Raw genomic sequence first — 19,440 nt, forward strand, 5'->3', positions numbered from 1 at the left:
TGATGGCAGACATCTTTGATGGATAAATCACGCAACAACCCCATCATCAGGATGAGCCATACAGCCTGCTCAGCAGGCAGACGACGCCTGCGAATACTGGCCTTCTGGCAGGCAGTCAGGGCCTGGTGGATCCAGAGAGGGTCAAGTGAACGTGAAAAGGCATCGATCTCAGAGGAGAAAGCATCAACAACAAAATCCATGTCATCTTCAGACATAAAAAATCCGGGAACAGAAGGCTGTTCCCGGATTGTCTCTTACTGGCAGGATCGTTCAAGTACTCTTAAACGATCGGCATTAACCCGAAGGTGGCGTTTTTTATGGGCGAAACCAAAGCATTACGCCGACTTCTTCGCCTTCTGCTTATGGTGTTCAAGCAGCGGTTTCAGGAAGCGTGCGGTGTGCGACTCTTTGCATTCAGCCACGGTTTCCGGCGTACCGGCCACCAGGATTTCGCCACCGCCGCTGCCGCCTTCCGGCCCCAGATCGACAATCCAGTCTGCGGTTTTAATCACGTCCAGATTATGCTCAATCACCACGATGGTATTGCCCTGATCGCGTAACTGATGCAGGACCGCCAGCAGTTGCTGAATATCGGCAAAGTGCAGGCCGGTCGTCGGTTCATCGAGGATATACAGCGTCTGGCCAGTACCGCGCTTGGACAGCTCACGCGCCAGTTTCACACGCTGGGCTTCACCACCCGATAGCGTGGTGGCTGACTGGCCGAGACAGATGTAGGTCAGGCCGACGTCCATCAGGGTTTGCAGCTTACGCGCCAGTGCAGGAACGGCGTCGAAGAAATCACGGGCCTCTTCAATGGTCATTTCCAGCACTTCGTGAATACTCTTGCCCTTGTATTTAATCTCCAGCGTTTCGCGGTTATAGCGTTTGCCACGGCACTGGTCGCACGGTACGTAGATATCCGGCAGGAAGTGCATCTCGACTTTGATCACGCCATCGCCCTGACAGGCCTCGCAGCGCCCGCCTTTGACGTTAAAGCTGAAACGCCCAGGGTTGTAGCCGCGCGCACGCGATTCCGGCACACCGGCAAACAGTTCGCGCACCGGCGTGAAAATACCGGTGTAGGTCGCCGGGTTGGAACGCGGCGTACGGCCAATCGGGCTTTGGTCGATATCGATGACTTTATCGAAATGCGCCAGACCGTCGATTTCGCGATAAGGCGCAGCTTCGGCCAGCGTCGCACCGTTCAACTCGCGCTGTGCCAGCGGGAACAGGGTGTCGTTAATCAGCGTGGATTTACCCGAGCCGGACACGCCGGTAATACAGGTAAACAGGCCGACCGGCAGCGTTAGCGTGACATCTTTCAGGTTATTGCCCTTGGCGCCGGAAAGCTTCAGTACTTTCGTCGGGTCAGCCGGTACGCGATGTTCCGGCAGAGCGATTTCACGTTTGCCACTGAGGAACTGCCCGGTCAGCGACTCCGGTACTGCCATGATCTGATCAACGGTCCCTTCAGCGACGACATGACCGCCGTGTACACCGGCACCTGGCCCGATATCAATCACGTGATCGGCAGCGCGGATGGCGTCTTCGTCATGCTCAACCACAATTACCGTGTTACCCAGATCACGCAGGTGGATCAGGGTCTCCAGCAGACGTTCGTTATCACGCTGATGCAGGCCGATAGACGGTTCGTCCAGCACGTACATCACGCCCACCAGCCCGGCACCAATTTGGCTCGCCAGGCGGATACGCTGGGCTTCGCCGCCAGAAAGCGTTTCCGCCGACCGTGACAGCGACAGGTAATTCAGGCCGACGTTAACCAGGAATTTCAGGCGGTCGCCGATCTCTTTCATCACTTTTTCGGCGATCTGCGCACGCTGACCGGTCAGCTTCATATTGCGGAAGAAGTCCAGCGCGTGGCCGATACTGTAATCGGAAATCTCCGGCAGCGTGGTCTCTTCAACAAACACGTTGCGGGCTTCTTCGCGCAGGCGTGTGCCTTTACAGGAAGAGCAGGAGCGGTTGCTGATGTACTTCGACAGCTCTTCACGTACGGCGCTTGATTCCGTCTCTTTATAACGGCGCTCCATGTTGTGCAAAACGCCTTCAAACGGATGACGGCGAATCGAGGTGTCACCGCGATCGTTAATGTATTTAAACTCGATGGTGTCCTTGCCGGAACCTTGCAGGATGGCGTATTTCACATCGTTGCTCAGATCGTTGTACGGCGCTTCCACATCAAATTTATAGTGCTCACCCAATGAGCGCAGCATCTGGAAATAGTAAAAATTACGGCGATCCCAGCCACGGATGGCGCCACCGGCCAGCGACAGCTCAGGGTTTTGCACCACGCGTTCCGGGTCGAAGAACTGTTGCACGCCCAGACCGTCACAGGTCGGGCAGGCACCGGCCGGGTTGTTGAACGAGAACATGCGCGGTTCAAGCTCACTCATGCTGTAGCCGCAAATCGGACAGGCGAAGTTGGCGGAGAACAACATTTCGGCGGCTTTCGGGTCATCCATGTCGGCGACTACGGCGGTACCACCGGAGAGCTCCAGCGCAGTTTCGAAAGATTCTGCCAGACGCTGCGCGATGTCTTCGCGCACTTTAAAGCGGTCAACCACCACTTCGATGGTGTGCTTTTTCTGTAGCTCCAACTTTGGAGGATCAGAAAGGTCGCAGACTTCGCCATCGATACGTGCCCGGATGTAGCCCTGCGCCGCCAGATTTTCCAGCGTTTTGGTGTGCTCGCCTTTGCGATCTTTGATAATGGTCGCCAGCAGCATCAGGCGTTGGCCTTCGGGCTGCGCCAGAACGTTGTCCACCATCTGGCTGACGGTCTGCGCCGACAACGGCACATTGTGATCAGGGCAGCGTGGCTCACCCACGCGGGCAAACAGCAGGCGCAGGTAGTCGTGGATCTCAGTAATGGTACCGACGGTGGAACGCGGGTTGTGCGACGTCGATTTCTGCTCAATAGAAATAGCCGGAGAGAGACCTTCGATATGGTCGACGTCCGGTTTTTCCATTAAAGATAAAAATTGGCGGGCATAGGCAGACAGCGACTCAACGTAGCGGCGCTGGCCTTCTGCATACAGAGTATCAAACGCCAGTGAAGATTTGCCTGAGCCCGATAAGCCGGTGACAACAATCAGTTTGTCGCGCGGGATAATCAGGTTGATATTCTTGAGATTATGGGTGCGTGCGCCCCGAACTTCGATCTTATCCATTCATCATTCCCGGATTAACTTGATAGCTCACCATGCCGGTGACCGTCTATAAATCTGGTATTGCTGCGGTCAGCGAATCGGGCACAGAGAAGAACGTAACGCGCAATTATGACACAAATCACAGTCTATGCCACCTCAAAACCTGAATGTATATCCAGTACTCGATGTAACGGGTGTCGGGTTGCTAAACATTTTCTGATTCCGTATTGCAGGTATGATACGGAATCATCGCGTGCTAAAATTCCTCGTTTATACTGTATAGAATTTAACTCATCGGAGAGTCCACATGGCCAGCAGAGGCGTAAACAAAGTCATTCTTGTAGGGAATTTGGGTCAAGACCCGGAAGTCCGCTACATGCCTAACGGCGGTGCCGTTGCCAACATTACTCTGGCAACCTCTGAAAGCTGGCGTGACAAAGCCACCGGCGAACAGAAAGAAAAAACGGAATGGCACCGTGTAGTGCTGTTCGGCAAACTGGCTGAAGTGGCTGGTGAATACCTGCGTAAAGGCTCTCAGGTTTACATCGAAGGCGCATTGCAGACCCGTAAATGGACCGATCAGGCTGGCGTTGAAAAATACACCACCGAAGTGGTGGTTAACGTGGGCGGCACCATGCAGATGCTCGGCGGCCGTGCCGGCGGCGGCGCACCAGCAACGGGTGGCCAGGCTTCAGGCGGTCATGATTCTCAGAGCGGTCAGGGCGGTCAGGGCGGTTGGGGTCAACCTCAGCAGCCACAAGGCGGCAGCAACCAGTTCAGCGGCGGTCAACAATCGCGTCCTGCCCCACAGCAGAACAACGCGCCAGCGCAAAGCAATGAACCCCCAATGGATTTCGACGACGATATCCCGTTCTGATGGGTTGGCCTTCGGGCATCAATGTTAGAACAAACACAAAGCCCCGAAAGGGGCTTTGTGTTATGCAGCGTTTAACGTTTTCAGCATCTCAAACCGTCCTCACAGCCCCAAACACCCATCGCTACATCTGCGCACCAGACTGGTTCATTGCGCCGAATTCACGCCTTGTTTTAGCGCAATGTTTTCCGTTCTGGCGTAACGCCAATTTACCTTAAGATTGTATACAAGGCTTTGGCGGTAATTCCCCGTTGTGGTACAGAAATTGCTTTTTCCTTGTGAGGCTTCAAGGAGAAATACATGAAAGCGATCGTGATTGGTGGCGGTATTGGCGGTACATGTGCGGCGATTGCGCTGAAGCGTTTTGGTATCGAGACTGCGGTATACGAGGCAGTAAAAGAGATCAAACCGGTGGGGGCGGCGATTTCCATCTGGCCAAACGGCGTGAAATGCCTGAATTATCTCGGCATGAAAGACGCGTTGCGTGAGCTTGGTGGACAGATGCGCTACATGGCGTACAAAGAGTATCAGCACGGCCAGACCATGACGCGTTTTAGTATGGATCCACTGATTCAGAGCGTCGGTGAACAGCCGTATCCGGTGGCACGCGCTGAACTTCAGTCGATGCTGCTCGATACCTATGGTCGCGATAGCGTGCAGTTTGGCAAGCGGGTGACGCATGTCGAAGAGTCCGCTGACAGCGTGACCGCCTGGTTTGACGATGGCACCTCCGCGACCGGTGATTTGCTGATCGCAGCCGACGGTACGCACTCCATTATTCGCCAGCACGTTTTGGGCTTCGCTCCCGAGCGCCGCTATGCCGGTTATGTGAACTGGAACGGGCTGGTCGACATCGACGAAAGTATCGCCCCTGCCGATCAGTGGACCACCTTCGTCGGTGAGGGTAAACGCGTTTCCCTGATGCCGGTAAGTGGCAACCGATTCTATTTCTTTTTCGACGTGCCGCTGCCGAAAGGTTTGCTGCAAGACCGCGCCACGGTACGCGAGGATTTACAGCGCTATTTTGCGGGTTGGGCGGCACCGGTGCAGAAACTGATCGGCCTGATCAACCCGGAAACCACCAACCGCGTGGAAATCCACGACATCGACCCCTTTATGCAACTGGTCAAAGGCCGAATTGCGCTGCTGGGCGATTCCGGTCACAGCACCACGCCGGACATTGGGCAGGGCGGCTGCGCGGCGATGGAAGATGCGGTCGTGCTGGCGAATATGCTGCAAACCAATTCTCTGGGCATTGAAGATGCGTTGCTACGGTATCAGGAAAAGCGGGCAGACCGCGTGAAGGATTTAGTGCTGAAAGCGCGTAAACGCTGCGACGTCACCCATGGCAAAGACATGGCAGTCACCGGGCAATGGTACGAGGATCTGAAACAGGAGACCGGCGAACGTATTCTTTCCGGCATGTGCGACACTATTCTGGGCGGGCCGCTTGAATAGCGCTGAAAGACGATGTCTAAAAGCCCCTGTGCGGGCTTTTAGAACACAAATTTTGTCCCTTTCACCACAATCTGCGCAAACTGTAAATGATGCATAAACTCGCGTAAAATCAGCAGCGTCGCGGCGAAGTCATTGCCGTCGGGGATGCCTTCGAAGCGGGCGGGGTGGCCGTTGATCACCAGGGCCAGGCGGTCAAATGTGCGCTCGACGGCATCGACTGACAGTGGCATGGATTCATTTTCTGCAACGCCAGCCAAGCGTGCAATAGCGCGGATATCGTTGTCGTTGCTCACCAGTCTGGCACCCGCGGGAATATCATGACGGACGCGCATGATCTCATCTTCGACCACCATAATGGCCGTTTCCATTTCCTCCGGCGTTGGCGGCGTGTGACGGAAATACCCCAGCGAGGTCAGTTGGGAACCTAGCGTTAACAGCAGCTGCGTCACGTCGCCGTTTTCTTTGCGCACCGTCACCTTGGTCTGTTCGCTGCCAATATGTAATAAAACCGTCGATGAGGTCATATGCACCTTTGTCTGAGTATGGGGCAGCGAGAGATCGGGGTACTCGGGTCCATCCCGATGAGGCAATTCTCGTGCACGGTTCATTCAGGCTTTACCCTCAGGCGTACTGCGCTTCGCCGTTGCCGAATGACCAGTTCTCTTTCGGGACTTCAACCAGACTGATAAACACATCTTCGAGACGCATCCCGGTTTGCTCGTGAAGACCATAGGCCACCGCGTGATAAAAGGCTTTCTTCATCTCCAGCGTGCGGCCACTGTTGAGGGTCAACTGGACGATAATGCAGTTCTGTGTGCGCTCAATCCCGAGGTAGTCGGGAGAGATCATCATCTCTTCGGGGGTATGTTCGGCGAAAATAATAAAACGGTCATTTTCCGGCACATTAAGGTGGCTTCTTAACGCGTTATAAATCACGTCACCGATGGCTTTACGGAAGGTGCTGGGTTTGCCTTCAATCATATCAACGCGAACTAATGGCATGGTTCATCCTTAAAAGAGTGCTTAATGAATGCAACGGCGTGCGGGTCTTGGTTGCGCCGCACGCCCTGTCAGGTATGAACAATTCAGGCGTTAAAGTCTAGCTGAATTTTCCGGCCCTCACATTCTGACTCAGTTCAGCACTTTTTCTGTTTTGTGAAAAATCCCCAGCCACCCAGGTCTGGCAAACATCACCAGATTGCCCAGCAGGATCATCCCCAGGCCGATGACGGCGTTGGTATGCCACTGGTAGCCTTCACCAAACGTCGAGACGGTCAGGGCAACCAGCGGGAACAGCAGTGTGCTGTAGGCGGCCTGACTGGCACCGATACGCCCGACCAGGCTGAAGTAAATTCCGAATGCCAGCACGGAGCCGAATACCGACAGATAAACCAGCGAGCCGAGGTATTGCGGCGTCAGGTCGATGGCGAATGACGCGCCCTGAGCCAGGCTCAGTACTCCCATCACCGCCGTGCCGTAAAACATCGCGTAGGTGTTGGTGGAGAAAACATCCAGGCTGCGCTGTTTGTGGCGGGTGCTGATCATATTGCCGAGCGAGAAGCCGTAAGTGCCGAGCAGACTCAGGCCAATGCCTTTGAGTAATTCCGGGGCGATGTGTGCAGCCGTTAAATCATGCCAGAACAGTGTGACAATACCCGCCATGCCAAGCAGCGCGGCAGGAATAAACGTTGGGCTGAGTTTCTGGCGGAAGAACAACATGCCGTTGATGGCGTTGAACAGCACCGACATCGAAAAAATTACCGACTCCAGCCCGCTGCTGATGTACGACGCCGCGTGGTAAAAACAGTAGAAGTTGAAGCCGAATACACAACAGCCCTGCGCGATACAGAACAGGTGATCGCGCAGCGGCAAGCGGCGCAGGCGGCGTGTTGCCAGCAGCGCAACCAGCATAATGATCGCCGCCAGCAGGAAGCGGTAGAAAATGGACACCGGAACAGGCACATCACCTTGTTGCAGGTAGATGGCAAACCAGGTGGTGCCCCAAATCAGGATCACAGAAATATATAACAGCGCGTTCATGGCATTACTCAGTAATAGAAAACAACGGGTTGGGTAGAAGTATCCCTAAAATCCTCGCTCGCTGCTTTCAGCCCCTTGCTGCCGGTTGCATATTCTTGCGCTTTTTTTTGCCCCGCCGGGCAGCAACATCTGGCTGTAAGGCCCACTCAAACGGTACACTGGCGCTCTTTATTCACTCAGACGGTACGCGATATGACCAAGGGATATCAGGCTTTCGAAACGCTCAGGAAGCACAACGCTGTGCTGCATGACAGCGTGGAGCTGGGCTCTGGCATTCAGCTCGCGGCCTGGTCGAATAAAAATGACTGCGTGACGCAGGAAAATCCTGATCACCATACTCTGAGTCTGTATGTCGCTGACGGCTACGAAACCTACCACAAGACGCGCGCGGGCTGGCGCAACGGCGGCGGGCCGGACCGTTTCTGCATCATGCCCAAAAACAGCATGTCGAGCTGGGATGTGCGCGATGATCTCTCTTTCGTGCATCTGTATTGCAGCGATCAGCATCTGCGGCATCTGGTAGAACAGACCTGGGAGCGCAGCCCGGCCAGCATCCAGCTGGAAGAGCGCACGTTCGCTGAAGATCCGCAGATAACGCTGCTTTATCGCCAGTTTTTACTGAGCAGCCAGTGGCAGGAAAACAGCAATCATCTGATGCTCAGTAGCGCAACCACGTTACTGATGGCGCATCTGGTAAAAAATTATACGCATCTGCAATGGTCGCTGCCGACGGTGCGCGGCGGCCTCTCTCCGACGGTGCTTAATCGGGTCAAAGAGTATATTCACGTCAACTTGTCTCAATCGCTGTTGTTGGCCGAACTGGCCGCTATTGCGGGGCTGAGTGAGTTCCATTTTGCCCGCATGTTCAAACAGAGTATGGGACTGGCTCCCCATCAATACGTGATGAATGCACGGCTGATCCAGGCCGAAAATCTGCTGCGCAACAGCGCGCTGGATATCACCGCCATCGGCCTTGAATGCGGTTTCAGCTCCACCAGTCATTTCAGTAACCGTTTTAAAGCCATGCGCGGTATGACGCCGACGGCGCTACGGCAAAAATAACCCGCACGCAAAACCTCATTCCCCCTGTCTTTATTCAGTGCTAGCTTATGATTCATTGATCGTTAATGAGCCTGAACCATGTATACCTCTGCCCCCGTTTTAGAAACCGAACGCCTTATTTTACGTGCTCACCGCGTGGACGATTTCGAGGCTATTGCCACGCAATGGGCCGATCCTGACGTGGTGAAATATATTGGCGGCACGCCGTCTTCACGCGAAACCAGCTGGAGCCGCCTGTTACGCTATCCGGGCCACTGGCAGATGATGGGGTTCGGTTATTGGGCTGTTTCTCTTAAAGATGGCACCTTCGTTGGCGAAATTGGCCTGGCAGATTATCAGCGGGATATGTCCCCCTCGCTTGCCGGGCTGGCCGAAATGGGCTGGGTGATTTCCCCTGCTTTTCACGGGAAAGGGTATGCGTTTGAAGCCGCGCGTCGGGTGCTGGAATGGGCGGATGCTCATCTGGATCGCCAGCTGTGCTGCATTATTGCGCCGGAGCATCTGGCATCTATTCGCCTGGCCGAAAAATGTGGCTTTGTTGCACAAAGTGACGCGTTATATCACGGTGCCGTGACGCGTATTTTCAAACGCAGCGGACCGCGCTTTTAATATCGGAAGTCATAACTGATCGGAAGTCATACCGGAAGTTTTTCTTTTAGTGAGGAGGGCTTGTGCTGAAAATATTGGGAAAGGCGTCGTCGATAAACGTGCGCAAAGTGTTGTGGACCTGCCATGAGCTCGGGCTGGATTTCGAACGCGAAGATTTCGGTGCAGGATTTCAGCCAACAGAGACACCGCAATTCAAGGCGCTCAATCCCAATGCAATGGTGCCGGTGCTTCTCGACGGTGATTTTGTCTTGTGGGAGTCCAACGTCATTTGCCGTTATCTGGTAGCAAAAGAAGGACGCAGCGATCTGTTATCGACCGATCCGCAAAACCGCGCCCTTACCGAGCAATGGATGGATTGGCAGGCCGGGGAACTGAATAACTCTTGGCGTTATGCGTTCCCTGCGCTGGCGCGCAACAGTCCGCAGCATACCGATCAGACACTGATTGATGCTGGTGTCAGTGACTGGAACCGTCATGTGCAGATGATTGAAGAGCAGTTACAGCGCAGCGGCGACTACATGCTTGGGAATAATTTTACGCTGGCCGACGTCCCTATCGGGCTGGCGGTCAACCGCTGGTTGATGACGCCGATGTCACGCCCGGCGTTGCCTGCGGTCGCGGCTTACTATGAAAGACTGAATCAGCGGGAAGGTTTTCGCCTGTTTGGTCGTAACGGCATTGCCTGAACGCAAATAAAAACGGCGCAGAATGATCAATTCTGCGCCGTTTTACTGTCTAATATCACGCTTTCACGGTGACGAGATTATTTAAAATCGACCATCATCAATTCAGAAATGGACTGGCCACGTGTGCTGGTGACGCATTTATCAATATAACTTCTGAAGGGGGCCGGTTTAGGCATACCCATATCCATTAAACGCTGGTTATCAAATTTGACATTTAATTCGGCAAACCCGCCGTATAATTTAATGGCACGTAAGATAATCTTATCATTACATGGCCCCAGAATATCTTTGAACTGCTTTCTGATGCCGGTAAAATCCTGATAACTGATCTGTTTATATTCACCGATAATCGTATCAACATTGTTGGCTTTCGCGACGAAAGTATCAATTTCATGGAATGGCGTACACATCGCTTCTCCCGACGAAATATGATAGAAATCATGCTCGATATCTTTTTTAAGACATAAGTTCACCAGCACCATCGCGCAATAATCCACAGGAATGACGTCAACATTGTCATCCAGCGTACAGGTGAATTTCTTCAATTTTATTGCCATCAGGAACACCCAGAAAATACTGCTGGATGGACGGCAACCGAATTGTGTATGACCGACGATGATAGAAGGGCGTGCCACCACAAATGGCATCTGCGGGCATTCCTGACGGATCAGTACTTCAATAGCGCGCTTGGATGCAGTGTATTGCACCAGGTCTTCATTGTGCTCGTTATCAGGCATATCTTCGTAGAACACGCTGCCTTTATCCGGCATTGAGGCCATTGCGGTGCCGACGTGTACAAAGCGTTGCAGGCTTTTCACCTGCGCCATACGTTTGGCAAAGACCAGTGAACCATCAACGTTCACTTTCCACAGCACCGGATTATTACCGAAGGATGCGATGGCCGCGCAGTTAATCACGTGAGTGACGCTGTCGAGACGCGGGTCATTAATAAAGTTTTCTGGTTCACCGAGATCCCCGATTAAAATTGAATCTTCGGTGATCAAAGAAAGTAATTTTTCACTTAACTCAAATTTCTTCAAATTATTAATGATTCGGCCAAGCCCTGCCTGTTTATCGTCTGCCCTGACTAATAAGAGTAATTGAACATCATCCATAGATTGCTGGCGGAGAATATGTTCAACCACAGCGCCACCGACAAAACCTGATGCGCCGGTAATTAAAATGTTTGGCATAACGATTACCTATATCGTGAAAGTAACCGCACAGTATCACCGCGACTGTAAACCGCATGTATACCAAGTCAGGTGATAAATAAACGTAAGGTAAACGAAAAGGAGTCGTAAATAACGGGAGTTATTACAGAATGAGAATGTGGATATATTCTGCTTTGCTTTATTACATCTGGTAATAAAGAGTATTAATTAATTATAGTGAAGCACTGTCAGGTGGGGCTTTTCACAAATTAGCAGGCTCAGGAATAATTTTTATGATTTTCCGTGCTGTTTTCCGCTGGCGTGAAGCTCACAGACAAAATCGGTTTTGTCTGACTGTCGTGGTTTTTGTTACGCTGGTTGCAAAGGCCCGTTTCAGGTGTGGCTGGTTCATGCACACTTTGCGCAGGAAGTAGGCACTGCTTCTGCATTAAGATAAACTGAAGCATAAATAGGTGCGCACCAAAAAATGAGAGCGCGCGGAGTGTTATAGTGAGCGTAAAGGATGCCGATAACGGGATGAAATCAGGAGTCTTCATCGGTGTCCCTGAAGGGAATATTAAGCTGGTGATTCCCTCGCGCGCGTAAATAAGGTACAAGGCTGCATGAAAATCCCAAATAGAATCCAACCTCTGGTGGATGACGGCCTGATAGACGATGTGGTCCGTCGACTGAAAAGCGGCAAAGAAGCCGACGTTTACACCGTGTTATGCGGTGGAGAGATCCGTTGCGCCAAGGTTTATAAAGAAGCCAGCCAGCGCAGTTTTAAGCAGGCGGTGCAATATCAGGAAGGGCGTAAAGTCCGTAACAGCCGCAGCGCCCGTGCTATGCAGAAGGGCTCAAAGTTCGGTAAAAAGCAGCAGGAAGAGACCTGGCAGACTGCCGAGGTGGATGCTCTGTTTCGCCTCGCCAACGCCGGGGTGCGTGTCCCACAGCCTTACATTTGCCTTGATGGGGTATTGCTGATGGAACTGATCACCGATGCCGAAGGGCTGGTCGCGCCGCGCTTGAGTGATGTCATGCTAACGCCAGAAGAGGCGCTTGCCGACCACGACACGATGATCCGCAATATTGTGCGCATGCTGTGCGCCGGTATCGTGCACGGGGACCTGTCAGAGTTCAACGTACTCATGGACGCCAGCGGGCCGGTGATCATCGACTTGCCGCAAGCGGTGGATGCGTCTGCCAACAACCACGCTGAGTCGATGTTTGAACGCGACGTGAACAACATGCGCGGCTACTACAGCCAGTTCGCCCCAGAGTTGCTGGAAACGCGTTTTGCCAAAGAGATTTGGGCGCTTTATGAAGATGGCAAACTGACGCCGGAAAGTGTCCTGACCGGCCAGTTTGCAGAAGACACCACGAAAGCGGATGTGGATTCGCTGCTGGATGAAATCATCGCCGCAGAAGATGAATATTACGACCGTCAGCGTGCGCTGAAGGAACGTGATTTCAACGACTGATTTGCGTCTAAACCCCCTCGGCTGTTCAACATAGGGCTAGTCGCGCATCACCGAATCGCGGCCACAAAAACCGGCATTCTGCAAAATATGCTGGCCGGTTTCAGAAAGAATAAATGCCGCCAGCGGTGTGGCTTTTTCTGTGCAGGTCGCGAGCGCATAATTCGCGCGCACGTTGTAATCTGCCGGTATGTTGAACACCTCCAGCGTATCATTTTCCCGCAGCAGGGCGGCGTAACTGGTATAGCCGATAAATACATCGGCTTGCCCGGTGCAAATCAACCATTCTGCCGCCAGTTTCCCCTCCGGCACTTTTGCCGATTTTTCACCCCCCACCAGACGCAGCGCTTTATTGCGTAAAATGGCCCCGGCATCGGGATGACGCCGTTCAATCAGCTCGAACATCTGCCAGGTATAATCACCGGAAGGATCACTGAGCGGCGTTGACGTCGCCAGCCGAAAGCGCGGGTCGAGCAGTACGCTCAACCAGTTCAGCTTTTCCAGTTCGGGCCCTTTGCGTGCCGTGACACACAGGCTGTTGCCGCACATGGTCTCGACGTGCAGGGCTTTGCCGTGCTGTTGCAGCGCCAGCGGATGCGCCGTATTGGCCGAAGCAAACAGGTCCACTTTTTCGCCCTGTTCGATGCGCTCGCGAAGCAGCCCGGCAGGGCCGAACTCTGTCACGACATTCGTGCCACTTTCTGCCTGAAAAGCCTCACACAGTGGCGCCCACGCCCGGCGCAGGCTACCTGCGGCCAGCACTTTTATCGATTTTGTCATCAGGTCTCCTTATCATATTGGTCTCAAGAAAAGATCACGACGCCGGGAATGAGGTTATTTCCCCGCGTGCGGCGCTTCTGTGGCGGGCTTGAAGTCGGTCCGGTAGAAGCGTTCATAATAGGCGTCAGCCTGTGTTTGCATGTCGATGTCAGCGAACTTCTGCGGGTAAAGCTTCTTCGCCATCCATAATTCACCAATGGCCAGCGCTTCCGGCATCGGATAGCCCCAGGCTTTGGCGTATTCAGGCATCAGATAAACGCGGTGATGTTTTACGGCGTCGATCACCTGCCACTTCGGATCCTGGCTAATCTGGTCCACTACTTCAGGGTAACGATCCTGTACGAAGATCACCTGTGGGTTCCAGGCGATAACCTGTTCCAGTGACACCTGTTTGTAGCCTTTCACCGTGGCCGCGGCCACATTCATCGCGCCTGCATGGGCCATCATCAGCCCGGTATATTTGCCGGAGCCGTAAGTGGTCAGTTCAGGATTGGCCATATAGGTGCGAATGCGCTGGTCTGCCTGAAGGGCTTTCAGCCGCTCGCCGGTTAACTGGCGCTGAGAAAAAGTATAGTCGATCAATTCCTGGGCCTGTTTCTGACGGTTTACCACTTCGCCGATCAACCGAATTCCATTCTTCAGCCCGTCGGTATAGGCCTGATCTTCATCGGGCAGCGCCGGGTTCATTTTGTGTTCTTCACCTTTCGGATCGTCACGCAGTGAGATCGCCACTACTGCGATGCCGGTCTGGCTGATCTGGTCGATCATCTCCTGCGGCGCATAGTTGGTGACAAACACCACCTGCGGATGCAGCGCGACGACGCTTTCGAGATTGACGGTCGTCAGATCGCCGACCACCGGTGTTTTCTCCAGCGCAGGCGCCAGACGCACATAACCGCTGCCTAACTGTTGCTGCCAGTTATTCAGGACACCGACGATATCTTTAGTGGCATCCAGTTGTACCAGAAGATTCAGGGTTTGATGCTGCAACACCACCACGCGATCGACGTTATCGGGAAGGGTCACCTGCCGTCCGAGTTGGTCGGTAACCTGGCGCGAAGCCCATGATGAAAGGGGAGCAAAACTCAGCGCAAGGCCGAGCAGAAAAACGGAAGGTAAAACGCGCACGGTAGTAATCCTCTGATTCGTTGTGTAAAGGATTATATAACGATGCGCTTTATCATCAAATGACTAAAACCCAACCGGTTTCAGAAACGGCAGGTTACTTACGTGCTTCAACCAACATACGCACCGCCAAACCGCTGAGTACCGTCGCCATCAGCCAGCGCTGAACCAGCAACCACAGCGGGCGGCCCGCCAGAAAGACGGCGATATAACCGGCGCAAATCGCAATCAGTGCATTAATGCTCATACTGATCAGAATTTGAGTACTGCCCAGCACTAAAGATTGCGCCAACACATGGCCCTGTTCAGGCACGATAAATTGCGGTAACAGTGACAGATAAAGTACGGCAGTTTTTGGATTCAGCAGGTTGGTGACCAGGCCCATGGTGAATAATTTCTTCGGGCTGTCATGCGGTAAGTCTTTGACCTGAAAAGGCGATCTTCCGCCCGGTTTGATGGCTTGCCACGCCATATACAGCAAGTATGCCGCACCGCATACGCGCAGTGTGTCATAGGCAAAAGGAACAGCCATGAGTAACGCCGTAATACCCAGCGCTGCAAATACCATATAAAACAGAAAACCCAACACAACGCCGCCAAGAGAAATCAGCCCGGCTTTTGGCCCCTGACACAGTGAACGGGAGATGAGATAAATCATATTGGGACCGGGCGTCAGCACCAGTCCAAAAGCAATCAGCATAAAAGGTAACAGATGGGCGGCGTCAGGCATGGCATTCTCCGGGGCTGAAAGGGCAGGCATTTAACAAATAATCAAGCAACAGATATAGAGCTTTTTAGACTGTTTTGGCAAGTCTCTGATGAGTTGTCATTTCAATTACATCATGGCGTGGCAGACTGCTTTGACGCTTTTTTAAAACAGGAAAAATTGATGATCAATAACGATATGTCCGTGCGTCTGGCGAAGGCCAGCCAGATTGCCGCACATGCGGCCGAACTGGCGCTGGATTATTTTAATCGTCGTGATGAAATCCAGGTCAGCAGCAAAAAGGTGCAGGACTTTGTATCGCAGGCCGATGTCGCCGTCGAGACGTTTATCCGTGCGCAACTGGCGGAATATTTTCCGCATGACGCCATCATTGGTGAGGAACTGGGGGGTGACTTAACGGATGCACCCTGCTGGGTTATTGACCCCATCGACGGCACGTCCAATTTTCTGCGCGGTTCGCCGCTGTGGGGCGTTTCCCTCGGGCTGGTAGAACATAAAAAACCGGTGATTGGCGTAGTCGCACTGCCGGTACTCAACGAGCAGTTTGCTGCCGAGAGTGGTAAAGGCATTTTCCGCAACGGCCAGCCTTTCGTGCGCGATGACCGCTTTGGCGATGTGCAGATTGTCTCGCTGGGTGACAGCTCGGATGACAAACTCGATGAAGCCGCACAGTTTTATCAGGGGCTGCGGGCCGCCGACTGGTCGGTGCAATGCTATCGCTGCACCACCATTGGCATGGTCTTCGCCGCGAAAGGCATTACCGACGGCCACCTGCAACGCCGCACCACGCTGTGGGATATCGCCGGTGGCGCGGTGTTATGTCAGGAAGCGGGGCTGGAAACCGTGGTCAGCTTTGGTTCGGAAAATATCCGACATTTGTCCGTAGCAGCGGGCACGCCAGGATTGATGACCGCCGTCAGGCCGCTGTGGGATTTGCAGCCACGGTAAATCAGAGAGGCAATGGCAAGGTTTGGGTGGTTCCACGGTGCTGACTCAGAATGTAAAACGACCCGCGACCCGCCTCTCACCCCTCTTTCGCTTCCCACTCTGTATCCGGGCGTTGTGCAATCTGCTGTGGCGTCATCGGGCGGCCCAGCAGATAACCCTGCAAGGTGTCACAACCGAGCTTGGTGAGGAACTCCTGCTGCTGGGTCGTTTCCACGCCTTCGGCCACAACTTTCAGGTTCAGCGTCTGGCCGAGTGCGATGATGGCCTGCACAATGCTGGCATCTTCGCTGCCGGCAATCAGGTCATTGATGAATGCACCGTCAATTTTCAGCTCACTGGCAGGCAGTCGTTTGAGATACAGCAGGCTGGAATAACCGGTGCCGAAGTCATCGATTGAAGCCTTAACGCCATAGTTCGTCAGTTGTTCGAGAATCGCCACACTGGTGTCCGGGTCACGCATCGCGGTGGTTTCGGTCACTTCCAGCGTCAGCATCTGCGGCGGGATTTGATGCCGCTCGATGGTGGCGATCACCATCTCGACCAAATTGGCCTGTTCAAACTGTAAGGCCGACAGATTCACCGCCACTGTCCAGCTGCTGTGACCGGACAGATGCCACTGACGCAACTGGCGGCAGGCTTCGTTAATCACCCATTCGCCGATAGGAATAATCAAACCGGTCTTCTCCGCCATCGGCAGGAAGGTGTCCGGGCTGAGCATGATGCCATGACGCTCCCAGCGCAACAGCGCTTCGAAGCCTGTCACCGGGCCATGCGGGGCAATAAATTTGGGCTGGTATTGCAGGCGTAATTCATCGTGTTCAATTGCCATGCGCAAATCATTCAACAATTGCAGCTGTTCTTGCGCATTAGCATTCATCGACGGCTGGAAGAAGCTATGCCCGCTGCGGCCTGAATTTTTGGTGTGGTACATCGCCGCATCGGCGTTGAGCATCAGTTCGCGCTCATCGTGGCCGTCGCCCGGATAGACTGCAATTCCGATGCTGACGGAAACCAGTAATTCATAGCGTGAGACATAGAAAGGTCTGGCGATCAGATGTACCAGTTTGTCGGCCAGCGTCGCGGCATCATTGGGCTCTGCAATTTCCACCAGCAACACGAATTCATCGCCGCCGAGGCGCGCCAGGGTATCTGCGGCGCGCACCTCTGCCAGTATCCTTTCGGTCACGGCCACTAAAAGCAGGTCACCCACGTGGTGGCCGAAAGCATCGTTTACCGCCTTGAAACCGTCGAGATCGAGAAACAGCAGGGCGAAGGGCGACTCATTGCGTGCGGCTTTCTGTAAAGCCTGGCTCAGGCGATCTTCCAGCAGTAGGCGGTTAGGCAATTTAGTCAGGTTGTCGTGCAGCGCCAGTTGCGTCAGTTCACGGTTAGCTTGCGCAAGCGAGGAGGCCAGCACCGAGGTGCGCGCCTGCAACCGGGCATCGAGCACAGAAATGATTAACGTGATGGCCAGAACCGCCAGCGTGACGACAATCACCAGCAGGGCAAGCCAGTTGTTATTGACCCCCGAATAGGCTGCCATGCTGTGGGTATTGTGCGGAAAATTGGCGGCCGCCATGCCGGTATAGTGCATGCCGACAATGGCCGCGCCCATCAGCACCGCCGCGCCGACGCGCAGCATTTTGACGTTCGGCGACTGTTGGCGCAGGTGAAACGCCATCCACAGCGCCGCGCCGGAGGCCACCACGGCGACCACCACCGACAGTGTCACCCAGCCTGTGTTGTAACTGATAGCGGGCATCATGCGCATCGCCGCCATGCCAGTGTAATGCATTGCCGCAATCCCGCCGCCCATCAGCAGCGCTCCGAGCAGCAGACTTCGTGTGGGCAAGCGTTCCTGGCAGACCAACCACAGGGCAAAGGTTGATGAGATGATAGCGATTATCATGGAAAGCAGGGTGATCAGTGGGTCGTAACCCATTGAGACAGGAAGGCTGAAGGCCAGCATGCCGATGAAGTGCATCGACCAGATGCCAATTCCCATCGACAGTGCGCCGCCTGCCAGCCATAAACGAGATGCTTTTCCCTGCGTGGTCGCTACCCGTCCTGCCATGTCGAGAGCAGTATAAGAAGCGAGCATGGCAACGATGAAGGAAAAAAGGATGAGCACATCGTTATAATTACTGGAAAGCATGCAAAGACTCCACACAATAAAGTGGTTATTTAAACGGCTATTTGAGCGCGGCGATCATGGCATTAAAAATTAATAAACGCTAACGAAATAGCGGTTTTATATTAAATTCACTTAAGGATAAGGGTGTGATGAAAAATATAAAAATGTGCAGGCTCAGGTTATTAGGCTTATTAATTATAGGGTTTTTGGTCGACTGGAATTATGACCGTGATGTCATAGGCTATAGTTAAGTATTAAACAAGCTAATCAATTGGGAGTAAATACATGATAACGGTACACCATTTAAATAATTCACGTTCGCAGAGAATTCTCTGGATGCTGGAGGAACTGGAAGTCCCTTATCAAATCCAAAGATATCAACGCGATGAAAAAACCATGCTGGCGCCCGATTCACTCAAAAAAGTGCATCCACTGGGGAAATCCCCGGTTTTGGTTGATAACGATCTCACCTTGGCCGAGTCCGGCGCGATTATCGAATATTTGCAGGAAACCTACGACGCACAAGGGAATCTTAAGCCAACCGATCACTTCGCCCGGCAGCAGTTTCGTTACTGGATGCACTATGCCGAAGGATCACTGATGCCAATTCTGGTGATGAAGCTGATTTTTGGCCGTCTCGGCAAGCCGCCCATGCCATGGCTGATTCGCCCCATTGCGGGGGCTATCGGCAAAGGCGTGCAGGATAAATATCTGGATAAACAACTGGCCACCCACGGTGCTTATCTCGAAACACACCTGACTGACCACCGCTGGTTTGCGGGCCGTGACTTCAGCGCCGCAGATGTTCAGATGAGTTTTCCGATTGAAGCGATGGTGTCGCGCGGCGGGCTGGAGAGATATCCGCATCTGCGCACATGGTTAACCACGATACAAGCCCGTCCGGCCTATCAGAAAGCGCTGGAGCAGGGCGGTGTGTACCATATAGGCAGTTAATTAATTGATTCAGAGCGGGTTGAGCAAATATATTATGTTTTGCCGGAACATTTATTCGGTTTTATACACTTCCGGTAAAGCATAAGTGAAACCTATTATCTGTTTTACGGTGTTGCTCTATTATTATGAGTGAGCCGGAGATAACCCCTCCCGTGTTTATTTTACCGGGGGGAGAACCGTACGATTTATCTTAAATCCTCCTCTGCATACCGTTTTTTTCGTTTGCCCGTATTGCCTGAAT

General features: G+C 53.3%; 19 protein-coding genes. 8 read left to right on the forward strand and 11 right to left on the reverse strand.

All coding sequences use genetic code 11. The annotated features are described in order from the left end of the window. A partial coding sequence (locus EAH77_RS10075) for a transposase domain-containing protein (RefSeq protein ID WP_194150507.1) occupies positions 1–215 on the reverse strand: 215 nt, incomplete at its 3' end. A gap of 120 nt (positions 216–335) precedes the next feature. Continuing rightward, positions 336–3,191: an excinuclease ABC subunit UvrA gene (gene uvrA / locus EAH77_RS10080; protein ID WP_140472247.1), complete on the reverse strand. Its 2,856-nt coding sequence runs from the start codon at positions 3,189–3,191 to the stop codon at positions 336–338. Positions 3,192–3,477: 286 nt separating this feature from the next. Between uvrA and EAH77_RS10085 the strand changes: the two genes are divergently transcribed. After that, positions 3,478–4,047 carry a single-stranded DNA-binding protein gene (locus EAH77_RS10085; protein ID WP_140472249.1) on the forward strand — a complete coding sequence of 190 codons (570 nt, stop codon included), beginning with the start codon at positions 3,478–3,480 and terminating at the stop codon, positions 4,045–4,047. A gap of 297 nt (positions 4,048–4,344) precedes the next feature. Then, a complete protein-coding gene (hpxO, locus tag EAH77_RS10090; protein WP_140472251.1) occupies positions 4,345–5,502 on the forward strand; it encodes an FAD-dependent urate hydroxylase HpxO in 1,158 nt (385 codons plus the stop codon). A gap of 38 nt (positions 5,503–5,540) precedes the next feature. Here hpxO and EAH77_RS10095 read toward each other — a convergent pair whose 3' ends face one another. The 3 genes from EAH77_RS10095 to EAH77_RS10105 form a co-directional block, all read right to left on the reverse strand. Beyond that, positions 5,541–6,026 (reverse strand): hypothetical protein, encoded by a 486-nt coding sequence (locus EAH77_RS10095; protein WP_140472253.1) that lies wholly within the window; start codon positions 6,024–6,026, stop codon positions 5,541–5,543. Between the two features lie 97 nt (positions 6,027–6,123). After that, entirely contained in the window at positions 6,124–6,504 is a 381-nt protein-coding gene (locus EAH77_RS10100; RefSeq protein ID WP_140472255.1) for a tautomerase family protein, read from the reverse strand. A gap of 129 nt (positions 6,505–6,633) precedes the next feature. Further along, entirely contained in the window at positions 6,634–7,542 is a 909-nt protein-coding gene (locus EAH77_RS10105; protein WP_140472257.1) for a DMT family transporter, read from the reverse strand. A gap of 192 nt (positions 7,543–7,734) precedes the next feature. Here EAH77_RS10105 and EAH77_RS10110 point away from each other — a divergent pair, with 192 nt between their 5' ends. The 3 genes from EAH77_RS10110 (at position 7,735) to EAH77_RS10120 (ending at position 9,899) form a co-directional block, all read left to right on the forward strand. Then, positions 7,735–8,604, forward strand: coding sequence for an AraC family transcriptional regulator (locus tag EAH77_RS10110; RefSeq protein ID WP_140472259.1), 870 nt, complete (start codon positions 7,735–7,737; stop codon positions 8,602–8,604). Between the two features lie 78 nt (positions 8,605–8,682). Continuing rightward, positions 8,683–9,213, forward strand: coding sequence for a GNAT family N-acetyltransferase (locus tag EAH77_RS10115; protein WP_140472260.1), 531 nt, complete (start codon positions 8,683–8,685; stop codon positions 9,211–9,213). 62 nt (positions 9,214–9,275) lie between these two features. Beyond that, on the forward strand, positions 9,276–9,899 hold the full coding sequence (locus EAH77_RS10120; RefSeq protein WP_140472262.1) for a glutathione S-transferase family protein: 624 nt from the start codon (positions 9,276–9,278) through the stop codon (positions 9,897–9,899). Between the two features lie 77 nt (positions 9,900–9,976). On the opposite strand, the gene EAH77_RS10125 is transcribed toward EAH77_RS10120, so the two are convergent. Both EAH77_RS10125 and EAH77_RS10130 read right to left on the reverse strand, forming a co-directional pair. Continuing rightward, complete coding sequence (locus tag EAH77_RS10125) at positions 9,977–11,092, reverse strand: SDR family oxidoreductase (RefSeq protein ID WP_140472264.1); 1,116 nt, start codon at positions 11,090–11,092, stop codon at positions 9,977–9,979. A gap of 239 nt (positions 11,093–11,331) precedes the next feature. Continuing rightward, positions 11,332–11,610, reverse strand: coding sequence for a hypothetical protein (locus EAH77_RS10130; protein ID WP_140472266.1), 279 nt, complete (start codon positions 11,608–11,610; stop codon positions 11,332–11,334). A gap of 66 nt (positions 11,611–11,676) precedes the next feature. Here EAH77_RS10130 and EAH77_RS10135 point away from each other — a divergent pair, with 66 nt between their 5' ends. Continuing rightward, positions 11,677–12,534, forward strand: a complete 858-nt coding sequence (locus EAH77_RS10135; protein WP_140472267.1) for a PA4780 family RIO1-like protein kinase — start codon at positions 11,677–11,679, stop codon at positions 12,532–12,534. 36 nt (positions 12,535–12,570) lie between these two features. Here the strand turns inward: EAH77_RS10135 and modA are convergent, their stop codons facing one another. The 3 genes from modA to EAH77_RS10150 all read right to left on the reverse strand — a co-directional run bounded on the left by modA (position 12,571) and on the right by EAH77_RS10150 (position 15,166). After that, complete coding sequence (gene modA / locus EAH77_RS10140; RefSeq protein WP_140472269.1) at positions 12,571–13,311, reverse strand: molybdate ABC transporter substrate-binding protein; 741 nt, start codon at positions 13,309–13,311, stop codon at positions 12,571–12,573. Positions 13,312–13,365: 54 nt separating this feature from the next. Further along, entirely contained in the window at positions 13,366–14,439 is a 1,074-nt protein-coding gene (locus EAH77_RS10145) for an ABC transporter substrate-binding protein (RefSeq protein WP_277752558.1), read from the reverse strand. Between the two features lie 94 nt (positions 14,440–14,533). Next, on the reverse strand, positions 14,534–15,166 hold the full coding sequence (locus EAH77_RS10150) for a LysE family translocator (RefSeq protein WP_140472273.1): 633 nt from the start codon (positions 15,164–15,166) through the stop codon (positions 14,534–14,536). Between the two features lie 159 nt (positions 15,167–15,325). On the opposite strand from EAH77_RS10150, the gene EAH77_RS10155 reads away from it, so the two are divergent. Continuing rightward, positions 15,326–16,111 carry an inositol monophosphatase family protein gene (locus EAH77_RS10155; RefSeq protein ID WP_140472275.1) on the forward strand — a complete coding sequence of 262 codons (786 nt, stop codon included), beginning with the start codon at positions 15,326–15,328 and terminating at the stop codon, positions 16,109–16,111. A 76-nt stretch (positions 16,112–16,187) separates the two neighbouring features. On the opposite strand, the gene EAH77_RS10160 is transcribed toward EAH77_RS10155, so the two are convergent. Beyond that, positions 16,188–18,266: a putative bifunctional diguanylate cyclase/phosphodiesterase gene (locus tag EAH77_RS10160; RefSeq protein ID WP_140472277.1), complete on the reverse strand. Its 2,079-nt coding sequence runs from the start codon at positions 18,264–18,266 to the stop codon at positions 16,188–16,190. A gap of 264 nt (positions 18,267–18,530) precedes the next feature. Here EAH77_RS10160 and EAH77_RS10165 point away from each other — a divergent pair, with 264 nt between their 5' ends. Next, positions 18,531–19,199 carry a glutathione S-transferase family protein gene (locus EAH77_RS10165; RefSeq protein ID WP_140472279.1) on the forward strand — a complete coding sequence of 223 codons (669 nt, stop codon included), beginning with the start codon at positions 18,531–18,533 and terminating at the stop codon, positions 19,197–19,199. The last annotated feature ends 241 nt before the right edge of the window (positions 19,200–19,440 follow it).

The sequence above is a fragment of the Ewingella americana genome (assembly GCF_006438725.1).
Lineage (GTDB): Bacteria > Pseudomonadota > Gammaproteobacteria > Enterobacterales > Enterobacteriaceae > Ewingella > Ewingella americana_A.

What these genes read in the sequence shown, in the direction of transcription:
- EAH77_RS10095 (WP_140472253.1), bottom strand. Translation starts at nt 6,026, where the DNA reads ATGACCTCATCGACGGTTTTATTACATATTGGCAGCGAACAGACCAAG.
- EAH77_RS10105 (WP_140472257.1), bottom strand. Translation starts at nt 7,542, where the DNA reads ATGAACGCGCTGTTATATATTTCTGTGATCCTGATTTGGGGCACCACC.
- hpxO (WP_140472251.1), top strand. Translation starts at nt 4,345, where the DNA reads ATGAAAGCGATCGTGATTGGTGGCGGTATTGGCGGTACATGTGCGGCG.
- EAH77_RS10135 (WP_140472267.1), top strand. Translation starts at nt 11,677, where the DNA reads ATGAAAATCCCAAATAGAATCCAACCTCTGGTGGATGACGGCCTGATA.
- EAH77_RS10155 (WP_140472275.1), top strand. Translation starts at nt 15,326, where the DNA reads ATGATCAATAACGATATGTCCGTGCGTCTGGCGAAGGCCAGCCAGATT.
- EAH77_RS10165 (WP_140472279.1), top strand. Translation starts at nt 18,531, where the DNA reads ATGATAACGGTACACCATTTAAATAATTCACGTTCGCAGAGAATTCTC.
- EAH77_RS10130 (WP_140472266.1), bottom strand. Translation starts at nt 11,610, where the DNA reads ATGAAGACTCCTGATTTCATCCCGTTATCGGCATCCTTTACGCTCACT.
- uvrA (WP_140472247.1), bottom strand. Translation starts at nt 3,191, where the DNA reads ATGGATAAGATCGAAGTTCGGGGCGCACGCACCCATAATCTCAAGAAT.
- modA (WP_140472269.1), bottom strand. Translation starts at nt 13,311, where the DNA reads ATGACAAAATCGATAAAAGTGCTGGCCGCAGGTAGCCTGCGCCGGGCG.
- EAH77_RS10085 (WP_140472249.1), top strand. Translation starts at nt 3,478, where the DNA reads ATGGCCAGCAGAGGCGTAAACAAAGTCATTCTTGTAGGGAATTTGGGT.
- EAH77_RS10150 (WP_140472273.1), bottom strand. Translation starts at nt 15,166, where the DNA reads ATGCCTGACGCCGCCCATCTGTTACCTTTTATGCTGATTGCTTTTGGA.
- EAH77_RS10125 (WP_140472264.1), bottom strand. Translation starts at nt 11,092, where the DNA reads ATGCCAAACATTTTAATTACCGGCGCATCAGGTTTTGTCGGTGGCGCT.
- EAH77_RS10100 (WP_140472255.1), bottom strand. Translation starts at nt 6,504, where the DNA reads ATGCCATTAGTTCGCGTTGATATGATTGAAGGCAAACCCAGCACCTTC.
- EAH77_RS10115 (WP_140472260.1), top strand. Translation starts at nt 8,683, where the DNA reads ATGTATACCTCTGCCCCCGTTTTAGAAACCGAACGCCTTATTTTACGT.
- EAH77_RS10110 (WP_140472259.1), top strand. Translation starts at nt 7,735, where the DNA reads ATGACCAAGGGATATCAGGCTTTCGAAACGCTCAGGAAGCACAACGCT.
- EAH77_RS10160 (WP_140472277.1), bottom strand. Translation starts at nt 18,266, where the DNA reads ATGCTTTCCAGTAATTATAACGATGTGCTCATCCTTTTTTCCTTCATC.